We start from the raw sequence: 24,710 nt of genomic DNA on the forward strand, positions 1-24,710 counted from the left end.
GGCCCTGCCGGCAGCGTAGTCTTGTCAGCAACGCTTCTCCACGCTCTGGATTTCGCATGCACTTCGCCACCACCGCCGGCTTCGCCCAACGCATCGCCGATGCGCTGCTGGCGCGCATCGCCGCCGGCGAATGGCGGGCGGACCAGCGCCTGCCGGTGGAGCGCGAACTGGCCGCGCTGTTCGGCTGCACCCGCATCACCTTGCGCGAGGCGCTGCAGCAACTGGAATCGGATGGGCACATCTACCGCGAGAATCGCCGCGGCTGGTTCGTCAGCGCGCCGCGGGTACGCCACGACCCCAACAGCATCGCCGGCTTCATGCAGTACGTGGCCGCGCAGGGCGGCGTCCCGCGCACCGAACTGCTCGCCGCGCAGCGCCAGCCGGCCGGCCCGGCGCTCGCCCGGCACCTCCACCTGGACGATCCCGATGCCGAGGTGTTCGTGCTGCGCCGCCGCCGCTGGATCGGACGGCGCGCCGTGCTGCTGGAGACCAATGCGATCCTCGCCGCGTGGGCGCCGCGCCTGCTCGACCACGATCTGGCCGGCTCGCTGAGCGCCGTGCTGACCCAGCGCCTGGGCTTGCGGCAGGCGCGCAGCCGGCTGTCGATGTATCCGGCCACGCTCGATGCCGAGCAGGCCGCACTGCTGCAATCCACCGCCGGCACGCCGTGCTTCCGTCTGCAACGCGTCAGCTACGATCCCGACGGACGCGCCGTGGAATTCGACATCGAGTCCTGGCGCCACGATGTGCTGGAAGTGTCGGTGGATGTGTATGCGCCGGGGAAATAAGCCGATCTGCGGCGATGCCAACCCAGTCACGGGAGGTTGTGGGAGTCAACTGTCATGCAGCCTAGACGCGCGAAGTGGTGCGTGCTTTCCGATGGCGCAATGCGTCGGGACTGAAGTCCCTCCCACAGTGCATCCGGCGGGCTCGCCGCAAGCCGCTGAGGGAGTCAACTGTCATGCAACCACGACGAACGGAGTAGGCGGACGATCGGACCTCGGAAGCCGTCGGGACTGATCCCACAAAGGGGACGAGAGTCCCTCCCACATCGCACCCGGACACCGCTCATCGTACAGTCGCTTGGCTTTGGCTTTGGCTTTGGCTGTTGCTCTGGCTTTTGACTTGCCGGGTTCCCTTCCGAAGCGGCGGCCATCGCGGGGAAAAACCCCGAAGGGGCGGCGCACAGGGATGTGCGCCGTCCGCGGCAGGGGCAGGATGCCCCTTCCGCGGATCCCCGGGATGGACGCGGACCCGGAGCGCGTCAGCGCGGAGGGCGCGAGGCAGGGTGTGCTTTCTTTTGGTTACTTTTCTTTGCACAAGCAAAGAAAAGTGACTCGCCGCAAGGCGAAAGCTTTGCCCTTGCACTTGTTGTCACCATGGCTGAATTATGGGAGCGACCTCGACACCAGACGCACTAGGCATCGAACAACGCCCGTTGCGGATCCGGCGGCGGCAGCGTGTCGTACAGGCGCTGCAACTCTTCGCGGCAGGCGCGCAGCGGATCGTGCATCAGGAAGCCGGCCAGGCGCGCGTGCCAGGCCGGCCAGCGCGTGGCCAGCGCATCCATGTCGCCGTCGGCGGCGCGGCCTTCGCCGCTGCACGCGACATGCGCGGTCTCGCACAGCACGTTGCGCCAGCCGAGCCCGGCCATGCGCAGCGACAGATCGGTCAGCGCCGCATACCAGGAGCCGTAGCTGCTGGCGTCCAAGCCGCCGGCGCGCTGCCGCGCCACCCCGCGCAGCACCACCGCGTGGCAGACCGCCGACGGCAGTTCCGGATGCAGCGGCGGCAGGGCCGCGCAGGCCCGTGCCAGGCGCTCGGGATCCTCGGGCGGCGGATTGATCTCGCCCAGCCGCGGCCACGCGCAGGCTTCGCCGGCATTGCTCCACGGCGTGGCGCTGGCGATGGCCGCGTCGCGCGCCAGGCAGGCGCTCAACTGCAGCAGCCAGCCCGGCCCAGGCTGCGCGTCGGCCGCCAGCACCGCCACGTCGGCGTCGCCGCAGGCACGCAGCATCTCGTCCACATGCGCGACCTCGCCGAGCATGCGCGGCCGCCGCGTGTAGTCGGCCTGCAGGCGCGTGCGCGCCAGCCAGGCCTCGACCACCCGGATGCCGCGCGGGCCGGCCTGCGCATCGTCGGCCAGCCACACGCGGGTGCCGGCCGGGGTGTTCGCTTCCAACGCGCCCAGGCAGGCGTCCAGCGCGACGTCGTCGACGCCGACCGCCAGCAGCACGATGGGCAGGCTCACCCGCTTACTTCTTGCCGCGTGCCGGCAGCGGCTTCATGGCCTCGAACTTCGCTCCGTACTCATCGGTGAGATTGCGCGCTTCCTGCGGGTTGCGCACGATCGAGGGGGTCAGCAACACGATCACTTCCTGCCGATTACTGTCCTGGGTCTTCTGCCCGAACAGCGCACCAACCACCGGCAGCTTGCTCAGGTACGGCACGCCGTTGCTGCCGTCGGTGGTGCTGTCGCTGATCAGGCCGGCCAGCATGATGGTGTCACCGCTCTGTACCGCCGCCTCGGTCTTGACGCGACGCGTGTTGATCGGGACGTTGCAGGCGACGCTGGTGCCAGCGCTGGTGCCGCAATTGGTCGGCGCCGCGCCGGGCGAGCTGACTTCCTGCACGATGTCCAGGAACACCATTCCGTCCTTGGTCACACGCGGACGCACCTTGAGGATCACGCCGGTATCCAGGTAGTTCACCGAGGAATATGTAGCGCCGGTGCCCAGGCCCGTGTCGACGCTGACTGAATTGATCGGGATGCGCGTGCCCACGTTGAGTGTTGCTTCGGCATTGTTGCGAACGAACACCGAAGGCGTCTGCAGCAGTTTGACATTGGTGACCTGATCCAGTGCAGAAATCACCGCGGCTGCGTTCCTGCCCAGGAAGGTCCAGCCCAAACCGCTGCTGCCGGTGATGCTGCCGGCGATGTCGCCCCAGATCTTGCGGCCGGCCGCGCTGGGCAGATTCGCGCCACCGCCAATGCCGATGTTGTCGGCATTGGCCGGCGCATTCACCGCCTGCTCGAAGTACCAGTTGACGCCATACTTCAGTTTACCGGTCAGATTGACCTCCGCCACCTGCGCCTCGATGTGCACCTGCATCGGCATCACGTCGAGCTTCTCGACCACGTCGCGGATCGAGCGCCAGGCCTGCGGGGTCGAGCGCACCAGCAGGGTGTTGGTTTCCTCCACCGCCGACACGCCGACCTTGTCGCCCTGCACTTCCAGGGTCACGCTGCCGTTGCCGGACGTGCGCGGCGACAGCTGCAGGCTGCCATTGCCCAGGCCGCCACCGCTGCTGCCGGAGGAACTGCTGCTGCCCAGGCTGTCGCTGCTGCTGCCCAGGCTGCCGCCCAAACTGCCGCCGCCCAGGCTGCTGCCGTCGCTGCCGTTGAAGCCGCCCAGGCCGCCGCCGTTCAACTGGCTCATCTGCGAGCCCGGCATCAGTGAGGCGTTGGAGTCGCCACGGTTGCCGCCGCCGGCGCCGAACACTTCGGCCAGGCGGTCGGCCAGATCCTTGGCCTTGATGTACTTGAGTTCATAGGAGAACAGCCGCGCGCCGCCGCCGGCGCTGTCGATGCGGTCCAGCCACTCCTGAATCTGGTCCAGGTAGCGCGCCTGCGGGGTGATCACCAGCACCGCGTTGGCGTTCTCCAGCGGCATGAAGCGGAACATGCCGGCGCTGGGGGTCTTGCTGTTCTCGCCGAACACCTTCTCCAGGTCGGCCGCGACCTGTTCGGCCTTGCCCGACTGGATCGGGAATACGCCCACCGACATGCCCGACAGCCAGTCGACGTCGAAGATCTGCACGGTACGCAGGTAGTTCTCCAGCTCGGCGCGGGTGCCGCCCAGGGTGATGACGTTGCGCGAGCCGTCGATGCCGACGATGGCGTTCGGCCGCGCGTACGGCTCCAGCACCTTCTTCATCTCGCTGGCGGAGATGTACTTCAGCGGCACCACGCGCACCTCGAAGCCGCGCGCGTTGGCCGGCGAGGCGGTGCTCGGCGCCACCGTGCCGGCCAGGGCCTGGTCGGCGGGGACGATGTTGTAGCGGCCGCCGCTGTAGACCATGCGCGCGTTGTTCCAGCCCAGCACCATCTCCAGCAGGTTCAGCGCCTGCGCCGGCGACACCGGCTTGGGCGTGGCCAGGGTCACCGTGCCCTGCACGCCCGGCGCGATCACGTAGTTCTGCCCGAGCATGTCGCCGAGGATGGCCTTGACCACCGCCTGCAGCGATTCGCCCTCGAAGTTGAAGGTGGCGCTGCCGCTGCTGGCGTTGCCCAGCGACGGCGCCGGCGCCGCGGCGGCCGCGGAATTGATCATGGTGCCGCTGCCGCGGCGGATCACCGGGGTGGCGCGCTCGGGCAAGGCGTTGGGATCGGCCGGGCCGCCCTGGCCGTCGCTCTGGGTGCTGCCGGCCGCGCCGACCTGGGGGTTGATCGCGGCGCCGCGACGGATGTCCGGCGAGGGCGTGGTGGCGCAGCCGGCCACCAGGCCGATGGCGAGGAACAGGGAAAACAGACGCGGCGTCATGCGATCACTCTTCAAGGGTTCTGACCTGAGGGGTTGTTCTGGCGCTGTTGCTGCAATTGCCGACGGCGCGCTTCGATCCGCTCGCGGATGGCCTGCAACTGCTCCGACGACGGAGACGGCGACGACGGCTGAGGGGCGCTCGGGGTCGGTGCCTGGTTCGGCACCGGGTTGGGGGTGGACTGGTTCGGCGGGCGCGGCGCGTTGGCGTTGGACTGGCCATTGGGCGCGGACGCCGGCGGCGGCATCTGCCCCTGCGCGGCACGCCCGGCCTGGCCGAGCACGGTCGGCGGCTGCCCACCCTTGCCGTCGAACACCTTCAATTCCAGGGTCTGGGTGCCGCCGCTGCCGCTGACCGTGGCCTGACGCGGCGCCAGCGACAGCAGCCGCCAGCCCTGCACGGCGTCGCCGCCTTCCTTCAGGCGCAGCGATTCGCCCTGCTCGGTGGTCAGCGTCGCCATCTTGAAGCGGTCGGTGAGCAGCACGCCGGTCAGGCGCACGTTGGGCGCGGCGGCCTGGCCGTTGTCGGCGCTGAGGAAGAACGGATGCGGACGGCGATCCTCGGCGAACACCGGGCGCGCGGCGATCTCGCCGTACTGCGAGAAATCGCCCAGGCGCTGTGTGGTGGCCGCGGGCAAGCCCGGCAGCCGCTGCAGCATCGACGGATCGTCGGGTAGCGGCGCCACGCGTTCGCCGAGCCCGCCCAGGCCCAACGCCCAGATCAGCAGCCCCCACAGCGCCAGCGTGCCCAGCCACACGGTACGCAGGCCCATCGCTTCAATTCGCATGGCGGCCCTCCACCTGTTGCGGCAGGTCCGCCGGCGCGGCATTCGCGGCGCCGGGCGCACCCGGAGGGTTGGTCGCGCTGGGGGTGGCCGGCGGCGGCGACGGCACGGCGGCCGGCTCGGTCGGACCAGCGCCGGCGGAACCGCCGGCGTTCATCACCGGCGTGGCCGCGGCGGGGGCCGCTGCTGCCGACGGGTCCGGTGTGGCGGACGCCGCTGGCGGCGCCGGCATCGCGTTCGGGCGCAGGTAGCCGGCCAGTTCGAAGGCCACGTCCAGGCCGTTGCCGCTCTCGCCCGGCGAGAGCTGGTAGCGCTGCGCCATCACGTTGAGGTTGTCGATGAACAGCGCCGGCGTGCCGCTTTCCAGCGCATGCAGTACCGCCGCCAGCTCCGGCGTGCCGCAGCGCAGACGCACCTGCACCGCGACGCGGGTGAAGCGATCGCTGCGGTTGTCGGCGGCCAGCGGCGAGCGGTTGCTGATCGCGCAACTGCGGTTGCCGGGACTGGCCGTGGCCACCGCGCTTTCCAGGCGCTGCACCAGGCCGGCCGAGGCCAGTTCGGCCGACGTCTCGCGCAGGAAGCCCGGGCGCGTGGTCAGTTCGCGCTGCGCCTGCTGCAGCCGTTGCGCCACCTGCGGCGCCTGCTGCAACTGCATGCGCACGCGCAGTTCGCGCTGCTGCAGTTCCTGGATCTGCGCATCGACCTCGCGCATCGGCACGGTCCACCACGGATGCACCAGCACCAGGTAGCCCAGCGCCAGCGCCGCCAGCAGCAGGCCCAGCGCCAGCCAGCGGTCGCGCTTATCGACCTGCACCGGCATCGGCGGCCTCCTTGCGCTTGGTCCCGGCCAGCTCGGCGGTGAGGGTGAAGCGGTCGCGGTGGCTGCCCGGGTCGGCCTGCAACACGCCGGTCAGCGAGGGCGTGCGCCACAGCGGCGAACCTTCCAGCCGCCCGACCAGCGACGAGGCTTCGCTGCTGAGGCCGATCAACTGCAACTGGTTGCCCTCGATCGAGAACTTCTCCAGATAGGTGCCCTCCGGCAGGCGCTTGCTCAATTCGTTCCAGACCTCCACCGAGGCCGGGCGCTCGGCACGCAACTGGTCGAAGAACGCGGCGCCTTCGACCAGATCGACCAGCTGCTGGCGCTGCGCGGCGACTGCGCGCGCGCGCTGCGCACCGCTGTCCACCTGGGTGCGCAGGTGCTCCAGCGCATCGCGGCGGTTGTCCAACAGTTGCCAGCCGGCCGCGCACAGCGCCAGCAGCGCGGTGGCGGCAAGGATCGCGTTCCAGCGCCGCATCGGGTCGGCGCGGCGGTGGCGCTGTTCCTGCGGCAGCAGATTCACTCCCAGCGGCGCGCCATCGCTGCCGGCGACGTCGATGCCGGCCAGGGTCGGGCGGAGCGCGCCGGCGCTGGCCTGCAGGTCGTCCAGCACGCGGCGCGGGGCCACCACCAGTTCGGCGTCGAGCTGGGCGTCGTCGCGGCGACCGTCGGCGCGCACGTCGTAGATCACCTGGTCGGCCTGGAACGGGGTCTGCCGGTCGATCTCGAACTTCACCACCTCGCGCAGGTGCTCGGCGGCCGCCGCCGGCAGGCGCAGATGGCGTTGCAACGCCGCCTCGGCCGGCAACAGCCACACCCGCGGCAGCGCCGCCAGGCGCGGCCCCAGCAGCGCCTCCAGTTCGTCGGGCAGCAGCGGCCACGGCAGCGCCAGCGGCGCGCCCAGTTCGGACTCGACCTGCCGCGCCAGCATCAGTTGCTCGCCCTCGCGCCACAGCAGCAGCCGCGCCTGCGACCAGCCCAGCTGCAGTTGCCAGCGCGGCGGCAGCCACGCCATCAGCGAGCGCTGCCACCAGGCCAGCAGCCCGCCCGCACCGGGGGCGATGCGTACGCCAAGTTTGTCCATCGTGTCGCGCCACGCCGTCATCGCACCGTCGTTCCTTCTTCCCAACGCAACACAGTGTAGGCGGAGCCCGGCAGCGCCGACGAGCCTGGGCGCACCACCGCGCGCAACACGCCCTCGCGGCCATTGCCCAGCCGCGCCCGGCTTTCGATGCTGTAGGTGCCGCCACCGCCCATGCCGACCATGCCGAGCTGGGTCTGGTCGGTGCGTTCGCGCTGCGCCAGCACCTGCTGCGCGTCCAGGCCGAGCGCGGTCAGCACCGGCCCCGGCGCGAAGTCCGGCGTCGGCCGCGACACCCCACCGTACAGAGTCAGGTTGGGCAGCAGCTTGGCGTACAGCTCCGGGTCCATGCCCAGCACCAGCTGCAGCTCGGCCAGGCTTTCGAACGGCGCATCCTTGGCGCCGTAGGGCAAACCGGCGGCGGCATAGTCCGGATCCTCGGCGCCGTTGGGCTGGGTCAGGTTGTCGGGATCGCGCCAGTCCACGATCGCCGCGGCGATGCGCTCGGCGCGCTGCGGATCCTCGCCGACCGCGCGCACCAGCGCCGCCAGCAGTTGCGCATCGGCCATGTTCAGATCGACCTTGCCGCTCTCGTCGGTGACCCGCAGGTCGACGGTGGCGCCCTCGTACTGCCAGCGGTAGCGCCGGCCGTCGGCACGCCAGCCCGGCTGCGTAGGGGTGCCGGCGAGCCGGGTCAGCGCGTATTCCAGGCCGGCGCGGGCGCGCTCCTGCGCCTCGGCGCCGTCGCCGAGCACCTTGCCCTGCAGGTTCTCGGTGCGCGCGGTCAGCGCGAACGCGCCGATCAGCGCGGTCAGCAGCGCGATCAGCCACAGCACCAGCACCAGCGCGGCGCCGCGGTGGCGATGCGTCGCGCTCATTGCCGCATCTCCGCGCCACCGGCCTGGCGCAGCGCCACCACCAGCGGCGGCCACGCCGTGCCGTCGCCGCTGCGCAACTCGATCGAGACCAGCAGCGGCAGCGTGTCGGTGCGCTCCCAGCGCTCCTGCCAGGGGCCGATGGTGCCGCGCTCCGGGTCCAGGCCGCGGTAGCGGAAGCGCACCTCGCGCAGGTCGCGCGCCAGCGGCTCGGGCGGGCGTGGCGGGGTCTCAGGCAGTTGCTTGCCGGCCTGCACCTGCACCAGCGCGATCGCCAGTTGCCGATGGTCGCCCTCGCCGCTGACCCGCAGGTCGTGCAGGTAGGGGCCGCCGCGGCCGAGGTACTCGGGCAGATCGGCCACGAACTGCATGCGCTGCGGTTCGCCGACGAAACGCACCGGCTGCAGCGTGTGCGTGTCGATATCCAGCGGCAGCGACTGCGCGCCGCTCAGGCGCCGGCGCAGGAAGCCTTCGACCGCGCGCATGCGTTCACTGCGTCCGGCGATCGCCTCGCCGCGGCCGCTGATCGCCATCGCCGAGCGCAGCGTGGCGAAGGCCAGGGTCAGGCCACCGACCAGCAGCACCGTAGCCAGCAGCACTTCGATCAGGGTGAAGCCGCGCGCGGTGGCGCGCGGCGGCGCGCGCGTGATCATTGCGGCACCCCGTTGCCTTGCGGGGCGACCAGGCGCAGGGTCTTCCACTGCAGCGCCTGCGCCGGCGCATCGCCCCAGCGCACCTGCAGGGTCAATTGCAGCAAGGTCGGCGCGCCCGGCGTCACCGCGGCATCGGGCGGCCGCCGCGGGTCGGCGTAGGGCGCCACGTCCAGGGTCCAGCGGTAGCGACCCTGATCCAGCGTGCCCTGGCTGCGTCCCGGCTGCAGCGGCTGCTCCACGCCCTGCGCCGCCAGCAGCGACTGCGCGTACAGGGTGGCGCGGCTCAACTGGTCGGCACGCTGCACCTGGCGTGCGGCGCCGGACAGCGAGCCCAGCAGCAGGGTCAGCGCCAGCGCCAGCAGCGCGAACGCCACGATCACCTCGATCAGGGTGTAGCCGCGCTGGCGGTTCATGGGCCCGCCTGGTCCGGTGCGCGCCCGACCGTGACTTCGCCGGTCAGCCAGGTCACGTCGACGCGCCAGCGCGCCTGGCGCGCCTGCAGGTCGATGCGCCCGCCGGTGGAGGCGCCGTCCTCGAAGAACTGGATCGCGCCCTCGCCGTCGCGGCGCTGCGCCTGACGCGCACCAGTGAAGCGGATCGTCAGCGACGGCGGGATCTCGCCGTGGCGGCCGTTGGGCGCCTGCCAGCGATGCGCCTGCGGATCGATCAGGAACCGCTGCGGCTGGCCGCTGGCGATCGCCTGGGCGCGGGTGTAGCGCAGCTGCGAGGCGATCTCCTTGGCCGCCGAGCGCAGGCGCATGCCGTCGATGCCGCCGGTCAGCACCGAGGCCGCCAGCAGCGCGGCGATCGCGATCAGGCCCACCACCAGCAGCATCTCCAGCAGCGACACGCCGCGCATGCGCGCACGCGCAGCCGGCGCGCACGCCGGCACGCCGAAGCGCAGCGCGCCGGCAGGGGCCCGGATCACGGCGCCGGATCACTCGTACTTGATGTCGGCGTCGTAACTGCTGCCGCCGGGCTGGCCGTCCTTGCCCAGGCTGATCAGATCGAACGGCCGGCCTTCGCCGGGCACCTTGTATTCGATCGGGTGGCCCCAGGGGTCGTTCAGTTCGGCCGGCTTGGCGTACGGACCGAGCCAGCCGCTGACGCCGCCCGGCGCGGTGACCAGGTCGTCGAGCTTGGACGGCAGCTTGCCGGTGTCGAGCTGGTAGTTGTCGACCTTGCCGGCCAGGGTCTGGATCTGCGACTTGGCCAGGTTGGCCTTGCCGCGGTCGGCGCCGCCGAGCACGCGGCTGCCGACCAGGGTCAGCACCGCGCCGATCAGCACGATGACGATGATGATTTCCAGCAGGCTCATGCCCGCCTGGCGTGCGGCGGACGGGGAACGGGTCAGGGAGCGGCGAAGAGTGCGCATTGCATCGGATCCTTGCGGTGGAAGACCTATGTAGCCGAACACAGTGACGATGGCAGCCGGCGGCGGCCGGCGGTACAGCGGCGCGTCACGCACGCCGTCACGCCGGGCGGTGGAGGATCCGCGCCGCGCGCACGCACGGCCGCGGCCGGCGCGCGCGGCGCCGCTGGCAATGGGACAGGGGCGGCGGCGGAAGGTTCCCGGCCGGGACCGCGCGGCGTCACATTCCGCGGCAGTCGCCCGAGGCCCGGACGGGGCCGGGCGTTCGGCGCCACATGCGCCATGGCGCCCCGCGCGGACGCAGCAGGCAAGGCCGCTGCCGTCCATGGCGTCGCATTACCGGCTCCGGAGAGACCGGCCCGGCCATCCATGGCCGGGCGTTCGGCCATGCGCGAACCGGTGGTTCGCAAGCGCATGGCCTCCTTCGATTCATTGATCCGCTGCGCCAGACGCACGCGCTGCCATCCGTGGCGCAGCACTACGAGCGCCGGAACCACCGGCCCGACCATCCCTGGCCGGGCGTTCGGCGCCACATGCGCCATGGCGCACCGCGCGGACACGCCAGGCAAGGCCGCTGCCGTCCATGGCGTCGCATTGCCGGCTCCGGAGAGACCGGCCCGGCCATCCATGGCCGGGCGTTCGGCCATGCGCGAACCTGCGGTTCGCAAGCGCATGGCCTCACCCAATCGCATTGGTGAGGTCGTAGAGGGGGACGAGGACGGAGATGATCACCAGGCCGACCACCGAAGCCAGGACCAGGGTGATCGCCGGCACCATCGCCGCCAGCAGGCGGTCGATGGCCTGGGCGGTCTCCTGCTCGAAGGTATCGGCGGTCTTCAGCAGCATGATGTCGAGCGCGCCCGATTCCTCGCCGACCTGGATCATCTGCAGCGCCAGGCGCGGGAAGCGCTTGCCCTTGGACAGCGACGCCGACAGCCCATGGCCGTTCTTGACGTCGTCGGCGGCAGCGCCGACGTCGGCGGTCAGCGCCAGGTTCGACAGCACGTTGCGGGAGATGCCCAGCGCCGCCAGCAGCGGCACGCCGTTGCGCAGCAACGTACCGAGGGTGCGGGTCAGGCGTGCGGTCTCCAGCCGCGAAATCAGCACGCCGACGAAACGCTGGCGCAGCAGCCAGGCGTCGAAGCTGGCACGGAACGCGGGGTCGCGGCGCTTGCGATCCACCGCCAGCACGGTTACCCCGGGCACCACCAGCAGCACGATCCACCAGTCGCGCACGAACAGGCCCACGCTCAGCACCGCCTGGGTGAACCACGGCAGGGCCACGTCCAGGCTCTCGTACATCTGCGCGAACTGCGGCACCACGTAGCCGAGCAGGAACAGCAGCGCGCAGCCGACCACGCTGACCAGGATCGCCGGATAGATCAGCGCGTTGATCACCCGCCCGCGCAGTTCGCGGCTGCGCTCCAGGTACTCGGCCAGGCGCTGCAGGGTGTCGTGCAGGCTGCCGCCGGCCTCGCCGGCGCGCACCATGTTGATGTACAGGCGCGAGAACAGCCCGTGCTGGCGCTCCAGCGCGGTGGACAGCGGCGCGCCGCCGCGCACCGCGTCGCGGATGTCGCCGACGGTGCGCTTGGAACGTTCGTCCTCGGGCAGCTCGAGCAGGATCGACAGCGCGCGATCCAGCGGCTGGCCGGCGCCGAGCAGGGTCGCCAGCTGCTGGGTGAACTGCACCAGCGCCGCGCCGTCGAACGGCTTGGGCCGGAACAACCCGCGCAGCGAGGTGCCGCCGCCTTCGGCGGCGAGCCGGGCCTGCATCGGCATATGCCCCTGCTCCTGCAGGCGCAGCGCCACCTCCGCCTCGCTGGCGGCTTCCATCTGCCCTTCCAGGACCTCGCCATGCGAGTCCAGGGCCTTGTAGCGATAGAGCGGCATCAGGACTGAAGCTGGGACTGGAGAATGGGGAATCGGGAATGGGAACGCGCGTCGTGCGCGGTCCATGCGTTCCCGAGCGCGGACCGCCGGCGCATGGCGCGGCGACACGTCGTCACCACCGGAGCGCACGCCGCGCGCATCAGGTTTCCTCCGTCACGCGCAGCACTTCCTCGATCGTGGTCTGGCCGCTGAGCGCCTTGGCCAGGCCGTCCTCGTACATGGTGCGCATGCCGGCCTCGCGCGCCAGTTGCTCGATCTCGCCCATGCCGGCGTGGCGCATCACCGCACGCCGCAGCACGTCGTTCATCACCAGGAATTCCATGATGGTGGTACGACCGACATAGCCGGTCGGCGCGATCGCCGAGGGCCGCGGGCGGTACAGGAAGATCTCGCCTTCCGGCTGCAGCCGGCGCAGTTCGAACTTCTCGATCTCCTCCGGCGAGGCCGCATAGCGCTCGGCATGGGTCGGCTCCAGCCGCCGCACCAGGCGCTGGGCGAGGATGCCGTTGATGGTGGAGGTCAGCAGGTAGTCCTCCACACCCATGTCGAGCAGGCGGGTGATGCCGCCGGCGGCGTTGTTGGTGTGCAGGGTCGACAGCACCAGGTGGCCGGTCAGCGCGGACTGGATGGCGATGCGCGCCGTCTCCAGGTCGCGCATTTCGCCGATCATGATGATGTCCGGGTCCTGGCGCACGATGCTGCGCAGCGCATGCGAGAAATCCAGGCCGATCTGCGGCTTGGCCTGGATCTGGTTGATGCCCTCGATCTGGTACTCGACCGGATCCTCGACGGTGATGATCTTGACGTCGGCGGTGTTGAGCTGGCTCAGCGCGGTGTACAGCGTGGTGGTCTTGCCCGAGCCGGTGGGGCCGGTGACCAGCAGGATGCCGTGCGGCTGCTCCAGCACCTTGCGGAACTGCGGCAGGAACGCGTCGGTGAAGCCGAGCCGGTGGAAGTCGAACACCACGGTCTCGCGGTCGAGCAGGCGCATCACCACGCTCTCGCCGTGCGCGGTGGGCACGGTGCTCACGCGCAGGTCCAGTTCCTTGCCCTGCACCCGCAGCATGATGCGGCCGTCCTGCGGCAGGCGGCGCTCGGCGATGTTGAGCTTGGCCATGATCTTGACGCGGCTGATCACTGCCGCGGTCAGGTTGGCCGGGGGGCTCTCGCCATCGATCAGCACGCCGTCGACGCGGTAGCGCACCTTCAGCCGGCTCTCGAACGGTTCGATGTGGATGTCCGAGGCGCGCAGTTCCACCGCGCGCTGGATCACCAGGTTGACCAGACGGATCACCGGCGCCTCGGAGGCCAGGTCGCGCAGGTGCTCGATGTCGTCGGCGGCGACGCTGTCGCCGTCGGCGGTTTCCACGATCGCGCCCATCGCGCTGCGGCCCTGGCCGAACCAGCGCTCGATCAGGTCGTCGATCTCCGAGCGCAAGCCGACCCGCGGCAGCACCTGCAGGCCGGTGGCCAGGCGCACCGCGTCGGCGGCATAGGCGTCGTGCGGATCGGCCATCCACAGTTCCAGCACGCCATCGCGCTCGCCGAGCGGACACACATGGAACTGCTTGAGGAAGCGCAGCGACAGTGGCTGCGCCTCGGGCAGGCTCTCCGGCGCGGTGGCCGGCAGCTGCTTGGCGTCGAGCAGGGGCAGGCCCAGGACTTCGGCGCTGAGCTCGGCATGGTCGCGCTCGGAGACCAGGCCCAGGCGCGCCAGCAGCGCCAGCAGGCTGCCGCCGGACTCGCGCTGCAATTGCCGCGCGCGCGCCAGGTCGCCGTCCTTGAGCCGGCCCTTGGCCAGCAACGCCGCGATGATGCGGGTTTCGGGCGTCTCCACGGCGACGGCAGTGTCCTTCACGAGCGCATTCACGCGATCCCTCCCAGATGACCGTGCGACTTTAGCAGTTCGGCATGACCCGACGCCGAATCCGGCGCACTCCCCCGCCGCTGTCTACCGGGCGGCCAACGGACCGGCACCGACAGGCCCGCCACGGTCATCGGCCTGACATCCTGGCAGGACATGCTGGGCAGTTGCGTTGCGCGCTGCCGCGGTCGCGGAGTGGGCCGACACTGCGCTGCCCGCAGATGCAGGAAACCCGGCCGGAGCCGGGTTTCCTGGAACCGCATGGCGCTTCCCTGCGCCGCGTACGCTTACTGGCGCGCGACCAGGCTGACGCCGTTGTAGGTGCTCTCGCCGACCAGCTTGATGTAGTAGGTGCCGGCCTGCGGCGCGGTGAAGCGCACCGTCTCGTTGTTGCCCGGACGGGTCGACTTGGCGTCGGCGTTGCCGGTGCCCGGCTCCTTGCCGAAGCTCACATACAGCGACACATTGCCGCTGCCGCCGTAGGTGAGGAAGCTCAGCACCGCACCGGCCTTGGCCTCGAAGCTGTACAGCGCCTCGTTGCCCGCGGCACCGGCCAGGCCCGCCACCGCCACCTTGTTGGTCAGCGCGGTCGCCGGCGGCGCGCACTGCTCGGTGGCCGGATCGCACGGCTCTTCCAGCGCCTTGGCCAGGGCGGCCTTGGCGTCGACGATGCCGGTGCCGATCGGGGTGCTGGACGGGATCGACACCGGGAACGGACGCGCGGTCTGCTTGAGCAGCGTCTCCAGCGCCGCCGGGGTCAGCGGCGCCTTGCCCGCGGCGATCAGCGCGCTCTGCACCAGCGCGGCCACCGCGGCCACGTGCGGCGAGGCCATCGAGGTGCCGCCCAGGCCCATGTAGGTGTAGTTGCCGGAGGTCGGCGTGGTCGCGCCGCTGTAGCCGTTCTGCCAGATGTAGCCGCCCGGGTTGCCGTCGACGCTGCCGCCGCCGCCCGGACCGGACAGGTCCACCTTGGCGCCGAAGTTGGAGTAGTAGGTGATGCCGCCGGTGATGCGGGTGGCGCCGACCGCGATCACGTTGTCGCAGCTGGCCGGGCTGAAGTTGGCGGCATTGGCGGTGTTGTTGCCGGCGGCCACCACCACCGTGGTGCCGCGCGACACCGCGCCGTTGATCGCGTCCTGGGTGGCGCTGTCGCAGGCACCGCCGCCGCCCAGGCTCATGTTGATGACCTCGGCCGGGTTCTGGTTGGCCGGCACGCCGGACACGGTGCCGCCCGAGGCCCAGACGATGGCGTCGGCGATGTCGGAGGTGTAGCCGCCGCACTTGCCGAGCACGCGCACCGGCAGCACGGTGGCGTTGGGCGCCACGCCGGCCATGCCGATGCCGTTGTTGGTCGCTTCGGCGACGGTGCCGGCGACATGGCTGCCGTGCCAGGAGCTGTCCTCGGCCACCGAACCGGCGTAGCACTCGTTGTCGTTCTCGACCCAGTCGCCGTAGTCCAGCGCGCCCGGCACGCGGGCGTCGGTCGGACGCCGCGAGACCTCCTTGTCGGAGATGAAGTCGTAGCCCTGCAGCAGGTTCACCGCCACGTCCGGGTGATTCGGCAGGATGCCGGTATCGAGCACCGCGACGACGACACCGTCGCCCTTGGACACGTCCCACGCGGCCGGCAGGTTGATGCCGCCGGTGGCGTTGCTGTAGTGCCACTGATACTGCGCGTACAGCGGATCGTTGGGCACCAACTGCGGCTGCACCTGCGTCTTGGCCCGCAGCACGTCGACCGGCCGCAGCTTGGCGTCGACCTGCGCGTACTTCACCGTCGGGTCGGCGGCGATCTCCGCCACCACCTTGTCCAGGTCGGTCTTGCTCAGCTTGCCGGTCAGGCGGATCAGGTCCGCGCCGATGCCCAGGGTCCGCACATACTCGGCGCGCACGCTGGCCGCGGCCGCGCGCGAAATGCCGTTGCTGCCGCCGAGGCTGGCACGGCCCACCGCCGACTGCACCGTCGACAGCTTGGCGCTGCGGTCGCTGGCCGCGGCGGTGCCGGCGTTGTAGCGCACCAGGATGCGGTTGGAGGTCACCGCATCGGCCGGCGCGGACCTGCCCGGTTCCTTGACCGGCAGCGGCGCCGAGGCGCTGGCCGCGATCGCGCTCGAGGCTCCCAGCGACATCGCCAGCATGGCGGCGGCGATGGCATTGATACGAAGGTTTTGCTTGTCGATCACGTTGACGTCCTCTTCAAAGTTTCGTGGATCAGGCGACAGTTGCGGCCGTAAAACTCCCTTTTTCCGAATCCGTTGGCCGGCCCAGCCAAGGTCCTGTGGTCTGCCCCCTCAGGCCATTGCGTAGCGGACGGCGGCACGCGCCGCCGTCCGCGATGGATCACCAGCCGAAACCGGCACCGATGCCGATGGAGCTGTCGTCGCTGCTGAAGGCACCGCCGATGGTCACCGTGGCGCGGTCGCTGAATGCGCGCTGGTAGCCCACCGACAGCGCCGACTCGCCGTTCTGGAAGCCGATGCCGGCACCGACCCGGTTCTGGGTGCGGATGCCGGCGGCGCTGGTGGCCATGTTGAGCATGGCCGCGCTCATCGCGCCCTGGCGGTCGATGCGGCGGTCCTGGTCGCGCAACCGCGCATCGACGTCGCCGCGCAGTACCTCGAAGCTGTCGGCCATGGTGCCGAAGCGCGCATCGGTGTACGACTTGGCCGTAGCCACGCCGTTGTCGAGCTGGCTCTTGTTGACCGCATCGGTGGCCTGGGTGCCTGCGGCGACGTTGGCGAGCTGGCGCTCGTTGCCGGCGCTGCCGATCGAGACCGTCTGCGCACGATCGGCCACCGACCCCTGCCCCAGGGCGACCGCCCCCTGCGCGGTGGCGCTGGCGCCCTGGCCGAGGGCGGTACCCGAGGCCGCGCTGACGCTGGCGCCCTCGCCCATCGCCACCGCGTTGGTCGCCACCGCCGCGATGTGGCTGTTGGCGCCCACCGCGGTGCTGCCGTCGGCATTGACCTTGGCGTTGCTGCCGATCGCGGTGTCGTTGGGGCCATGCGCGTAGGCGCTGCCACCGATGGCGGTGCCGGTGACGTCGTTGGCGCGCGCGGCGGTCCCCACCGCCGTGGCGCTGGAGGCGACCGCCGTGCTTTCGCCGACCTGCGCGGTGCCGATGCTGCCGGACACCGGCGTCGCCGCCGCCGTAGTTGCAGCGGTCGCGGCCGACGCCGCAGGCGCCGCTTCGGTGGCCTGCGCGGCCACCGCACTGGTGCCGACCATGCGCGCGCTGCGTGCCGCAGTGCCGCTGCCGCCGGTGCGCGCATCCAGTTCGCTGACCTTGCCGTCCAGCGCCGCCAGTGCCGCGCCGACGTTGTTGTAGCTGGCGCCCTGGATCACGTACGTGGGCGCCACGAACAGGCCCTGCGCGCCGAGTCCGGCGCCGCCGCCCAGGAACGTGGCCATGTTGCTCAGCGACTGGTACAGCTGGCCGCCGTTGATCGCGTCGGTGCTGCCGGCGGCGACGCTGCCGGCGGTCAGGTTGACGATGCGTCGGGTCGCCGGGCCGCCACGGCCGTTGCCGCTGCCCAGCGACACGGTGTCGGCCTCGTACACCCGCGAACCGGCACCGAGCGCCACCGCGTTGTCCGCCGAGACGCCGGCATTGGCGCCGAGTGCGACGCCGTTGCTGCCGCTGTTGCGGACGAAGCTGTTGTAGCCCATCGCCACGCCGTTCTCGCCGATCGCGTTGGTCTGCAGGCCGATCGCGGTGCTGCGCGCACCGGTCGCCGAGCTGCCGGCACCGTTGGCCGTAGCACCGGCACCGGCCGCGACGCTGCCCACGCCCAGCGCGGAACTGCGCAGGCCGCTGGCGGTGGCGCCGGCACCGGCTGCGGTGCTGTCCACGCCGCTGGCGCTGGCCACCGCGGTGCCGGAACTCTGGAAGCGCGCGCTGGTATCGCCGGCCGCGGTGGCCACCGCGTCCAGCTGCGCCTTGTTCACCGCATCGGTGGCGTTGACCGCCGCGCCGACGTTGGTGATGCGGCGCGTGGCCGGCGCGGTGACGCCGTTGCCGCCGCCCACCGACACCACGTTGGCTTCGCTGGTGCGCGCGCCCGAGCCCAGGGCGACGCTGCCGGCGCCGCTGGCCGAGGCGTTGATGCCCAGCGCGGTGGCGTTGGTGCCGCCGTAGGCGAAGGCGTTCTGGCCGATCGCGGTGCCGCCTTGCGCCGTAGCCCAGGCGAACTGGCCGACCGAGGTGGTCTGCGCCGCCGTGGCCCAGGCCGAGGCGCCGAGCGCGGTCGCATCCTCGCCGGTGGCGCGGGCGCTGTAGCCCAGCGCCGCGGCATAGGCGCCGGAGGCGGTGCTGCCCCAGCCCAGCGCCGAGGCGTAGTTGCCCGCCGCCGCCGCGCCGTAACCGAACGCGCTGGTGCGAGTGCCACTGGCGGCGCTGAAGGCACCGACCGCGGTGCTGTAGTCGCTACTGGCGTTGGCCTTGTAGCCGTCGGCCGTGGCCTGCAGGCCGCTGGCGATGGCACCGGCGCCACTGGCGCTGCTGAACGTGCCGCTGGCCTGCGCACCCGCGCCCAGCGCGGTGGCGCCGGCGGCGCTGGCGGTGGTGGTGCCGTCGAGCAGCACGTTGCCGGACGCGTCGGTGTAGTACAGCGAGCCGCCGATCGCGGTGCTGGATTCGCCGGTGGCGGTGGCGTTGTAGCCGGACGCGGTGGCGTAGCGGGCACCCGCGAGCGCGCCGCTGCCGAAGGCCGAGGCACCGGTGCCGTAGGCGTTGCTGGCTTCGCCGGCGGCGGTGGCGTAATTGCCCTCCACGTAGCTGCCGACATCGTCGGCCGGGTCGCTGCCGCCGTTGGCCTTGAACTGCTTGCCGGTGGCGTCGGCGGACTGCTTCACCTCGTTCAGTTGCGCGACATTGACTGCGTCGGTGGCTTCGGTACCGGCGGCGACGCTGGTGATCTGCCGCTCCTTGCCGGCGCTGCCCACCGAGACGGTGTTGTCGCGCGCCGCTTCGGAGTTCGCGCCCAGGGCCACGCTGTTGACGCCGGACGCGTAGGCGCCGTAGCCGAACGCACTGGCGCTGTCGGCGCTGGCGTAGCTGAGACTGCCGAGCGCGCTGCTGAAGTCGGCGGTGGCGCCGGCACCAGCGCCGAACGCGGCGCTGTTGGCACCCGAGGCCTCGGCCGGGATCAGGCCGAAGAACGAAGTACCGCCGACTGCAACGCTCTCCTCGCCGGAAGCCACGCTGTACTCGCCCACCGCCACGCTGCCGCTGCCGGACGCGGTGGAGGAGACGCCGACCGCGGTGCCGTAGCTGCCGGAGGCCAGCGCGCCATAGCCCAGTGCCGAGGACAGGTAGCCGGTGGCCTCGCTGTAGCCGCCCAGTGCGGTGGCGCCGATGCCCGAGGCAGCGCTGCGGAAGCCGGTGGCCGTGGCCTGGTTGTCCGAGGCCACCGCTTCGTTGCCGGTGGCGGTGGCATAGGTGCCGCTGGCCTGCGCGCCGGCACCGCTGGCGGTGGCGCCGATCTCGCTGGCCTGGGCGTTGCTGCCGATGGCGATGCTGTTCTCGCCCGACGCCTGGCTGGCGTTGCCCAGCGCGACCGCATCGACCCCGCTGGAGACGGCGTTGAAGCCGATCGCGGTCGCCCCGGCGGCCACGGCATTGGCGCCGCCACCGAGCGCAGTGGCGCCGTCGGCGGTGGCGTTGGCGGCCTCGCCGGCCGCCAGCGCGTTGTCGCCGTCGACCAGGGCGCCGGCATCGCTGTCGGCACTGCCGCTGGCCTGGAAGTACTTGCTGGTCGCTGCCGCGGCCTGCTTCACCGCATCCAGCTGCGCGACATTGACCGCATCGGTGGCCTCGGTGCCGGCAGCGACGTTGGTGATCTGCCGCTCCTGCCCGGCGCTGCCCACCGACACGCTGTAGGCACGGTCGGCGACCGCCCCGGCACCCAGCGCCACCGCATTGGCGGCGGTGGCCTCGCTGCCGGCACCGATGCTGATCGCGCTTTCCGCGTCGGCCACGGTGTTGGTGCCGATGGCGATGGTGTTGACCTGGTTGCCCAGCGCCTGGAAGCCCAGCGCCACGCTGTAATTGCCGTAGCCGAACGCGCCGCGACCGACCGCGGTGGCGCTCAGCCCCGGCGCCCAGCTGTTGAAGCCGATCGAAGTGGCGCCGCTGCCGCTGGCCCACGCCCCGGTACCGAACGCCGAGGCATTGGTGCCGGTGGCCCAGGCCGAGGTCCCGAACGCCGACGCGCCATCGGCCGTCGCCCAGGCGTAGGCGCCGACCGCACTGGCGTCCTCGCCGCTGGCCCAGGCGTTGTCGCCCTGCGCCAGGCTGTAGTTGCCGGTCGCACGCGCCTTGTAGCCGCCGGCGGTGCTGTGGTCGCCGGTGGCCTGCGCACCGTAGCCGGTGGCGGTGGCGACGCTGCCCGTCGCCTGCGCGCCCGCGCCGAGCGCGGTGGCGTTCTCGCCGGCATTGGCGCCGACCAGCACCGGCTTGCCGTCGGCATCGACGATCGGCTGGTTGTACTGGTCGTAGGCCTGGCCGCGGCCGCCGATGGCGGTGCCGCCGGTGCCGCCGGCCGTGCTGCCGTTGCCCAGCGCCACCGCGTCATCGCCCATCGCCGCCGCGCCGCTGCCGAACGCCGCCGCACCGCTGCCATAGGCATTGGCCGCATCGCCGGCGGCCAGCGCGCCGGCGCCGTCGGCATAGGCGCCGACCGTGCCGCCGCCGCTGTGGGCGAAGAACTTGGAGGTGCTTTCGGCGGTGGCGCGCACCGCATCCAACTGCGCGAGGTTGACCGCATCGGTGGACTGCGTGCCCGCGGCGACGTTGACCACCTGCCGCTCGCTGCCGGCATCGCCGACCGAGACCGTGTTGGCCCGGCGCGCCACCGCGTTGGCGCCCAGTGCCACGCTGTCGGCCGCAAACGCGGTGCTGTAGTAGCCGAGCGCGGTGCTGTTGGCGCCGCTGGCCCAGGACTGCGCGCCCAGCGCGCTGGCATGGTCGCCCGGTGCATAGGCGAAGTAGCCCAGCGAGGTGCTCTGCAGGCCCGAGGCCTCGGTCATGCTGCCGCTGGCGGTGGATTCGTCGCCCGAGGCGATCGCGCCGGCGCCGAATGCGGCGGCATTGGCGCCGCTGGCCTGGGTCTGTACGAACAGGCCCAGCCCCGGAATCAGGTCGGCCGGACCGCCGACCGCGACGCTGCTGGTGCCGGTGGCCGCGCTCTGCGTGCCGACCGCCGTGGCGTAGTCGCCGGTGGCGTTGGCCACCGCGCCGAAGGCCGACGCCTGCGCACCGCCGGCGTAGGCACCCACGCCCACCGCCGAGGCGGCGAAACCGCTGGCATCGGCGCTGGCGCCCAGCGCGGTACCGCCGACCCCGGCGCTGGTGGCGCCGGTATCCACCGCCACGCCGCTCTTGGTGATCAGCGGCTCGCCGTTGGCGTCCACCGCCACCCCGCCGACCGCCACCGCCGCCGGCCCGGTGGCCTGCGCGTTGGTGCCGAAGGCGGCGCTGTTCTGCCCGGCCGCGACCGCGCCGCTGCCGACTGCGGTCGCCCCGCTGTTGAGCGCATCGGCGCCGGCGCCGAGCGCGGTGCTGCCGTTGCCGATGGCATTGGCGGCCTCGCCGGCGGCGAGCGCGTCGTCGCCTTCGACGTAGGCGCCGGCATCGCTGTTGCCGGCACTGGCCTGCAGGTACTTGCCAGCCTCCTGCAGCTGCGCCACGTTGACCGCGTCGGTGGCTTCGGTGCCGGCGGCGACGCTGGTGATCTGCCGGGTCAGGCCGTTGCCGACATCGCCGACCGACACGCTGTTGTCGCGCGCGGCGTAGGAATGCGCGCCGAGCGCGACCGCATTGGTCGGCGCCTGGTTGCGCGCATCGTCCAGCCAGGTGCTGACCCGCGCGCCGTAGCCGATCGCGGTGGCATCGCTGCCGTTGGCCTGGCTATCGGTGCCGAGCGCGGTGCCGTTGTTGTTGTAGATCGACGTCACCGCACGTGCGCCCAGCGCGACGCTGTCGGGGTTCCAGGCGGTGGCCTTGTAGCCCAGCGCGATGCCGCTGTCGCCGGCGGCCAGCGCATAGCTGCCCAACGACACCGTGCGCGGCGCGAACGAACCGGCGCTGTGGCCGATGGCGACCGAATCGACGTTGCCCGGCAGGTTCGGGAACACGTTCGCGTTGTAGCCCAGCGCGATCGCGTAGTCGGACTGGCTCTGCGCGCCGGCGCCCAGGGCGATGCCGCCGACGCCGGTGGCGGCGGCGATGCCCACGCTGTTTCCGGCGCTGGCCGCGGCGGTGCTGACGCCGCCCACGGCGACGCTGTCGGTGCCGCTGGCCAGCGCGTTCATGCCCATCGCCACCGCACTGGTGGCGGTGGCGCGCGCGCCGATGCCCATCGCGGTGGCGTAGTCGCCTGCGGCGCGAGCGCTGTAGCCCACCGCCGTGCCCAGGTCGCCGGCCACTTCGGACAGCCCGCCGACCGCGGTGGCGCCATCCTTGAAGGTCTGCGCGTGATAGCCCAGCGCGGTGCTCTGCACACCACCGGCCGAAGTGCCGGTGCCGACCGCGGTGGTCAGCGGATCCAGCGCCTGCGCGCCGCCGCCGACCGCGGTGGCGGCCACGCCCAGGGCCTGGGTGGTCTGCTCGCGGCTGCCGACGATGAAGCCGTTCTCGTCGTACTCGTACACCGTCGCGGTGCTGCCGATGGCCGTGGCCGAGGTGCCGACCGCCGTGGCATCGGTACCGACCGCACTGGCGTGGGCGCCGCTGGCGACCGCGCCGCTGCCCAGCGCCGAGGCGCCGAGGCCGGCGGCGGTGCTGGTGGACCCCACGGCGGTGGTGTAGTCGCCATCGGCCAGCGCATCGGCGCCGGCGGCGGTGGCCTGCTGGCCCTGCGCCAGCGCGGTGCCGTCGCCGCTGCCGGCGAACAGCCGCGCGGTGCCGTCGGCCACCTGCTTGACCGCGTCGAGCTGGTCCAGGTTCACCGCATCGGTGCCTTCGGTGCCGGCGGCGACGTTGGCGATCTGCCGCTCCTTGCCGGCGCTGCCCACCGAGACGGTGTCGGCGCGATCGGCGACCGATCCCTGGCCGAGCGCGACGCTGCCGCTGGCCGCGGCCTTGGCGCCATAGCCCAGCGCGGTGGAATCGTCGGCCTGCGCCCACGACGCGGCGCCGAACGCGGCGCTGGAGGCGCCGTCGGCCGAACTCAGCCAGCCGACCGAGGTGGAGAAGTCCCCATTGGCCCAGGCGCCGGCGCCGAACGCGCTGCCGCCTTCGCCCTGCGCCTCGGTGGTGAACAGGCCGAGCACGCTGCCGCCAACCGCGGTGCTGGACGCCCCGCTGGCCAGGCTCGAATAACCCAGCGCCACAGCATTGCCGCCGCTGGCGTTGGCGCCGTAGCCGACCGCGGAAGCGAAGTCGCCGCCGGCCTGGCTGAAGCCGCCGTTGGCGGTCGCGGCCAGCCCGGTGGCGGCAGCGGAGAAACCGGTGGCGGTGCTCTGCAGGCCGTCGGCGCGTGCCGCCGTGCCCAGTGCGGTGGAGAACGCGCCATTGGCCTGCGCGCCGGCGCCGAACGCGCTGGCGCCCTGCTCGGCCGCCGTGGTGGTGCCTTCCAGCAGCACCTCGCCGTTCTCGTCGACGATCGACAACGCGCCACCGACTGCCGTTGCCGAGGCGCCGACGGCGGTGGCGTTGCTGCCGACCGCAGTGGCGTTGCCGCCGAGCGTGGTGGCGCCGCTGCCCAGTGCGCTGGCGCCGTTGCCGATGGCGTTGGCGCCTTCGCCGGCGGCGATCGCATTGGCGCCCTCGACGTAGGCGCCGGCATCGCTGGCGTCGCTGCCGCTGGACTGGAAATACTTGGCGGTGGTGTCGGCGGTCTGCCTGACCGCGTCGAGCTGGGCCACGTTGACCGCATCGGTGGCCTCGGTGCCGGCGGCCACGTGGGTGATCTGGCGCTCGCCGCCGGCCTTGCCGACCGAGACGCTGTCGTCGCGGTCGGCCACCGCGTCGGCGCCCAGCGCCACGCTGTTGCGGCCCTGCGCGACCGCGCTGTTGCCCAGCGCGGTGCTGTTGAAGCCGCTGGCGCTGGAGAAGCCGCCGACCGCGGTGGCGTATTCGCCGGTCGCGTCGGCCGCCACGCCGACCGCGGCGCTGGCCGCGCCGGAGGCGATGCTCTCGGCGCCGAGCGCGGTCGCGCCATCGCCGCTGGCGGTGCTGTAGTAGCCGAGCGCGCTGGCTTCCACGCCGCTGGCGTCGCTGAGAGTGCCGCTGGCCACGCTGCCGTCGCCGCTGGCGTTGCTGGCCGCGCCGGTCGCGGTGCTCTGCGCGCCGCTGGCGTTGCTCTCGGCACCGACCGCGGTGGCGTAGTCGCCGCTGGCGTTGGCGTTGTCGCCGATCTGCACGGCCTGCGCCTGGGCGCTGCCGGGAAGGGCGCCGGCGCCCAGCGCCAGGGCGATCGCGCCGGCCAGGGCCAGGCCGTGTGCGCGTGCGGCACGGCGATCGCGGACGACCGCACCGCGGGCATCGCCGCTGGCCAGTTCCGACGCCACCACCCACATCCCCAACGCGTTGTTCCAGACCTTGCGATAAATCCGATTCATCGACGACTGCTCCTCAATTCGGCTGGTTTTTGGTCAAAAAGCCACCCTCGCCCGGCGTTCCGGCCGGCCGACCCCCTGTCGGTTTTTTGGTGCCGCACGTCCCTTGCCGGGACGCGAGAGGCTCACGCCTGTCGCTGCTCGGAGCTGTAGATGAACCGAGGTGGAATGCGGAACTGACCCGAGTGTTAACTCGGCCTCTCGAGTACGTCAAGTTTTTGACTTAATGCGACACGCGCCGTGACACAGACCGCGAATTCAGCCTG

Annotated in this window: 14 protein-coding genes and 1 pseudogene; 1 reads left to right on the forward strand and 14 read right to left on the reverse strand. The window is 71.9% G+C overall.

Annotation, left to right across the window (positions count from 1 at the left end; genetic code table 11):
- Positions 1-56 precede the first annotated feature (56 nt).
- Positions 57-788: a UTRA domain-containing protein gene (locus SLW55_RS03585; protein WP_295959400.1), complete on the forward strand. Its 732-nt coding sequence runs from the start codon at positions 57-59 to the stop codon at positions 786-788.
- Positions 789-1,417: 629 nt separating this feature from the next.
- Here the strand turns inward: SLW55_RS03585 and SLW55_RS03590 are convergent.
- The 14 genes and pseudogenes from SLW55_RS03590 to SLW55_RS03655 form a co-directional block, all read right to left on the reverse strand.
- On the reverse strand, positions 1,418-2,251 hold the full coding sequence (locus SLW55_RS03590) for a glycosyltransferase (protein WP_267087287.1): 834 nt from the start codon (positions 2,249-2,251) through the stop codon (positions 1,418-1,420).
- Positions 2,252-2,255: 4 nt separating this feature from the next.
- Positions 2,256-4,544, reverse strand: coding sequence for a type II secretion system secretin GspD (gspD, locus tag SLW55_RS03595; RefSeq protein WP_295959397.1), 2,289 nt, complete (start codon positions 4,542-4,544; stop codon positions 2,256-2,258).
- Positions 4,545-4,555: 11 nt separating this feature from the next.
- Positions 4,556-5,329, reverse strand: a complete 774-nt coding sequence (gene xpsN / locus SLW55_RS03600) for a type II secretion system protein XpsN (protein ID WP_295959394.1) — start codon at positions 5,327-5,329, stop codon at positions 4,556-4,558.
- 172 nt (positions 5,330-5,501) lie between these two features.
- Positions 5,502-6,146 (reverse strand): annotated as a pseudogene (gspM, locus tag SLW55_RS03605) (type II secretion system protein GspM); the annotation flags it as partial.
- Complete coding sequence (locus SLW55_RS03610; RefSeq protein ID WP_152237094.1) at positions 6,127-7,251, reverse strand: PilN domain-containing protein; 1,125 nt, start codon at positions 7,249-7,251, stop codon at positions 6,127-6,129. The pseudogene gspM and the gene SLW55_RS03610, both read right to left, overlap by 20 nt.
- On the reverse strand, positions 7,248-8,105 hold the full coding sequence (locus SLW55_RS03615; protein ID WP_017908494.1) for a type II secretion system protein GspK: 858 nt from the start codon (positions 8,103-8,105) through the stop codon (positions 7,248-7,250). The genes SLW55_RS03610 and SLW55_RS03615 overlap by 4 nt, the downstream gene beginning before the upstream one ends.
- Positions 8,102-8,755, reverse strand: a complete 654-nt coding sequence (locus SLW55_RS03620; RefSeq protein WP_152181977.1) for a type II secretion system protein J — start codon at positions 8,753-8,755, stop codon at positions 8,102-8,104. The genes SLW55_RS03615 and SLW55_RS03620 overlap by 4 nt, the downstream gene beginning before the upstream one ends.
- Positions 8,752-9,168 (reverse strand): prepilin-type N-terminal cleavage/methylation domain-containing protein, encoded by a 417-nt coding sequence (locus SLW55_RS03625; protein ID WP_017908496.1) that lies wholly within the window; start codon positions 9,166-9,168, stop codon positions 8,752-8,754. The genes SLW55_RS03620 and SLW55_RS03625 overlap by 4 nt, the downstream gene beginning before the upstream one ends.
- Positions 9,165-9,614 (reverse strand): GspH/FimT family pseudopilin, encoded by a 450-nt coding sequence (locus tag SLW55_RS03630; protein WP_043082891.1) that lies wholly within the window; start codon positions 9,612-9,614, stop codon positions 9,165-9,167. The genes SLW55_RS03625 and SLW55_RS03630 overlap by 4 nt, the downstream gene beginning before the upstream one ends.
- A 78-nt stretch (positions 9,615-9,692) precedes the next feature.
- Complete coding sequence (gene gspG / locus SLW55_RS03635) at positions 9,693-10,130, reverse strand: type II secretion system major pseudopilin GspG (protein ID WP_026143220.1); 438 nt, start codon at positions 10,128-10,130, stop codon at positions 9,693-9,695.
- Between the two features lie 675 nt (positions 10,131-10,805).
- Complete coding sequence (locus SLW55_RS03640; RefSeq protein WP_152237093.1) at positions 10,806-12,020, reverse strand: type II secretion system F family protein; 1,215 nt, start codon at positions 12,018-12,020, stop codon at positions 10,806-10,808.
- A 139-nt stretch (positions 12,021-12,159) separates the two neighbouring features.
- Entirely contained in the window at positions 12,160-13,890 is a 1,731-nt protein-coding gene (gene gspE / locus SLW55_RS03645) for a type II secretion system ATPase GspE (RefSeq protein WP_017908692.1), read from the reverse strand.
- A 281-nt stretch (positions 13,891-14,171) separates the two neighbouring features.
- The gene (locus tag SLW55_RS03650; RefSeq protein ID WP_267100350.1) at positions 14,172-16,067 is read right to left on the reverse strand and encodes a S8 family peptidase; all 1,896 of its coding nucleotides are present in this window, start codon (positions 16,065-16,067) and stop codon (positions 14,172-14,174) included.
- A 157-nt stretch (positions 16,068-16,224) separates the two neighbouring features.
- Positions 16,225-24,447, reverse strand: coding sequence for an ESPR-type extended signal peptide-containing protein (locus SLW55_RS03655; RefSeq protein ID WP_320744591.1), 8,223 nt, complete (start codon positions 24,445-24,447; stop codon positions 16,225-16,227).
- Positions 24,448-24,710 lie beyond the last annotated feature (263 nt).

It is taken from the genome of Xanthomonas sp. LF06-19, from assembly GCF_034105425.1.
Taxonomy (GTDB): Bacteria; Pseudomonadota; Gammaproteobacteria; order Xanthomonadales; family Xanthomonadaceae; genus Xanthomonas_A; species Xanthomonas_A sontii.

Excerpts from the sequence above, each read along its gene's own strand:
- SLW55_RS03615 (WP_017908494.1), bottom strand. The coding sequence starts at position 8,105 with ATGAGCGCGACGCATCGCCACCGCGGCGCCGCGCTGGTGCTGGTGCTG.
- SLW55_RS03610 (WP_152237094.1), bottom strand. The coding sequence starts at position 7,251 with ATGACGGCGTGGCGCGACACGATGGACAAACTTGGCGTACGCATCGCC.
- SLW55_RS03625 (WP_017908496.1), bottom strand. The coding sequence starts at position 9,168 with ATGAACCGCCAGCGCGGCTACACCCTGATCGAGGTGATCGTGGCGTTC.
- xpsN (WP_295959394.1), bottom strand. The coding sequence starts at position 5,329 with ATGCGAATTGAAGCGATGGGCCTGCGTACCGTGTGGCTGGGCACGCTG.
- SLW55_RS03630 (WP_043082891.1), bottom strand. The coding sequence starts at position 9,614 with ATGCGCGGCGTGTCGCTGCTGGAGATGCTGCTGGTGGTGGGCCTGATC.
- SLW55_RS03620 (WP_152181977.1), bottom strand. The coding sequence starts at position 8,755 with ATGATCACGCGCGCGCCGCCGCGCGCCACCGCGCGCGGCTTCACCCTG.
- gspD (WP_295959397.1), bottom strand. The coding sequence starts at position 4,544 with ATGACGCCGCGTCTGTTTTCCCTGTTCCTCGCCATCGGCCTGGTGGCC.
- SLW55_RS03655 (WP_320744591.1), bottom strand. The coding sequence starts at position 24,447 with ATGAATCGGATTTATCGCAAGGTCTGGAACAACGCGTTGGGGATGTGG.
- gspG (WP_026143220.1), bottom strand. The coding sequence starts at position 10,130 with ATGCGCACTCTTCGCCGCTCCCTGACCCGTTCCCCGTCCGCCGCACGC.
- SLW55_RS03640 (WP_152237093.1), bottom strand. The coding sequence starts at position 12,020 with ATGCCGCTCTATCGCTACAAGGCCCTGGACTCGCATGGCGAGGTCCTG.
- SLW55_RS03585 (WP_295959400.1), top strand. The coding sequence starts at position 57 with ATGCACTTCGCCACCACCGCCGGCTTCGCCCAACGCATCGCCGATGCG.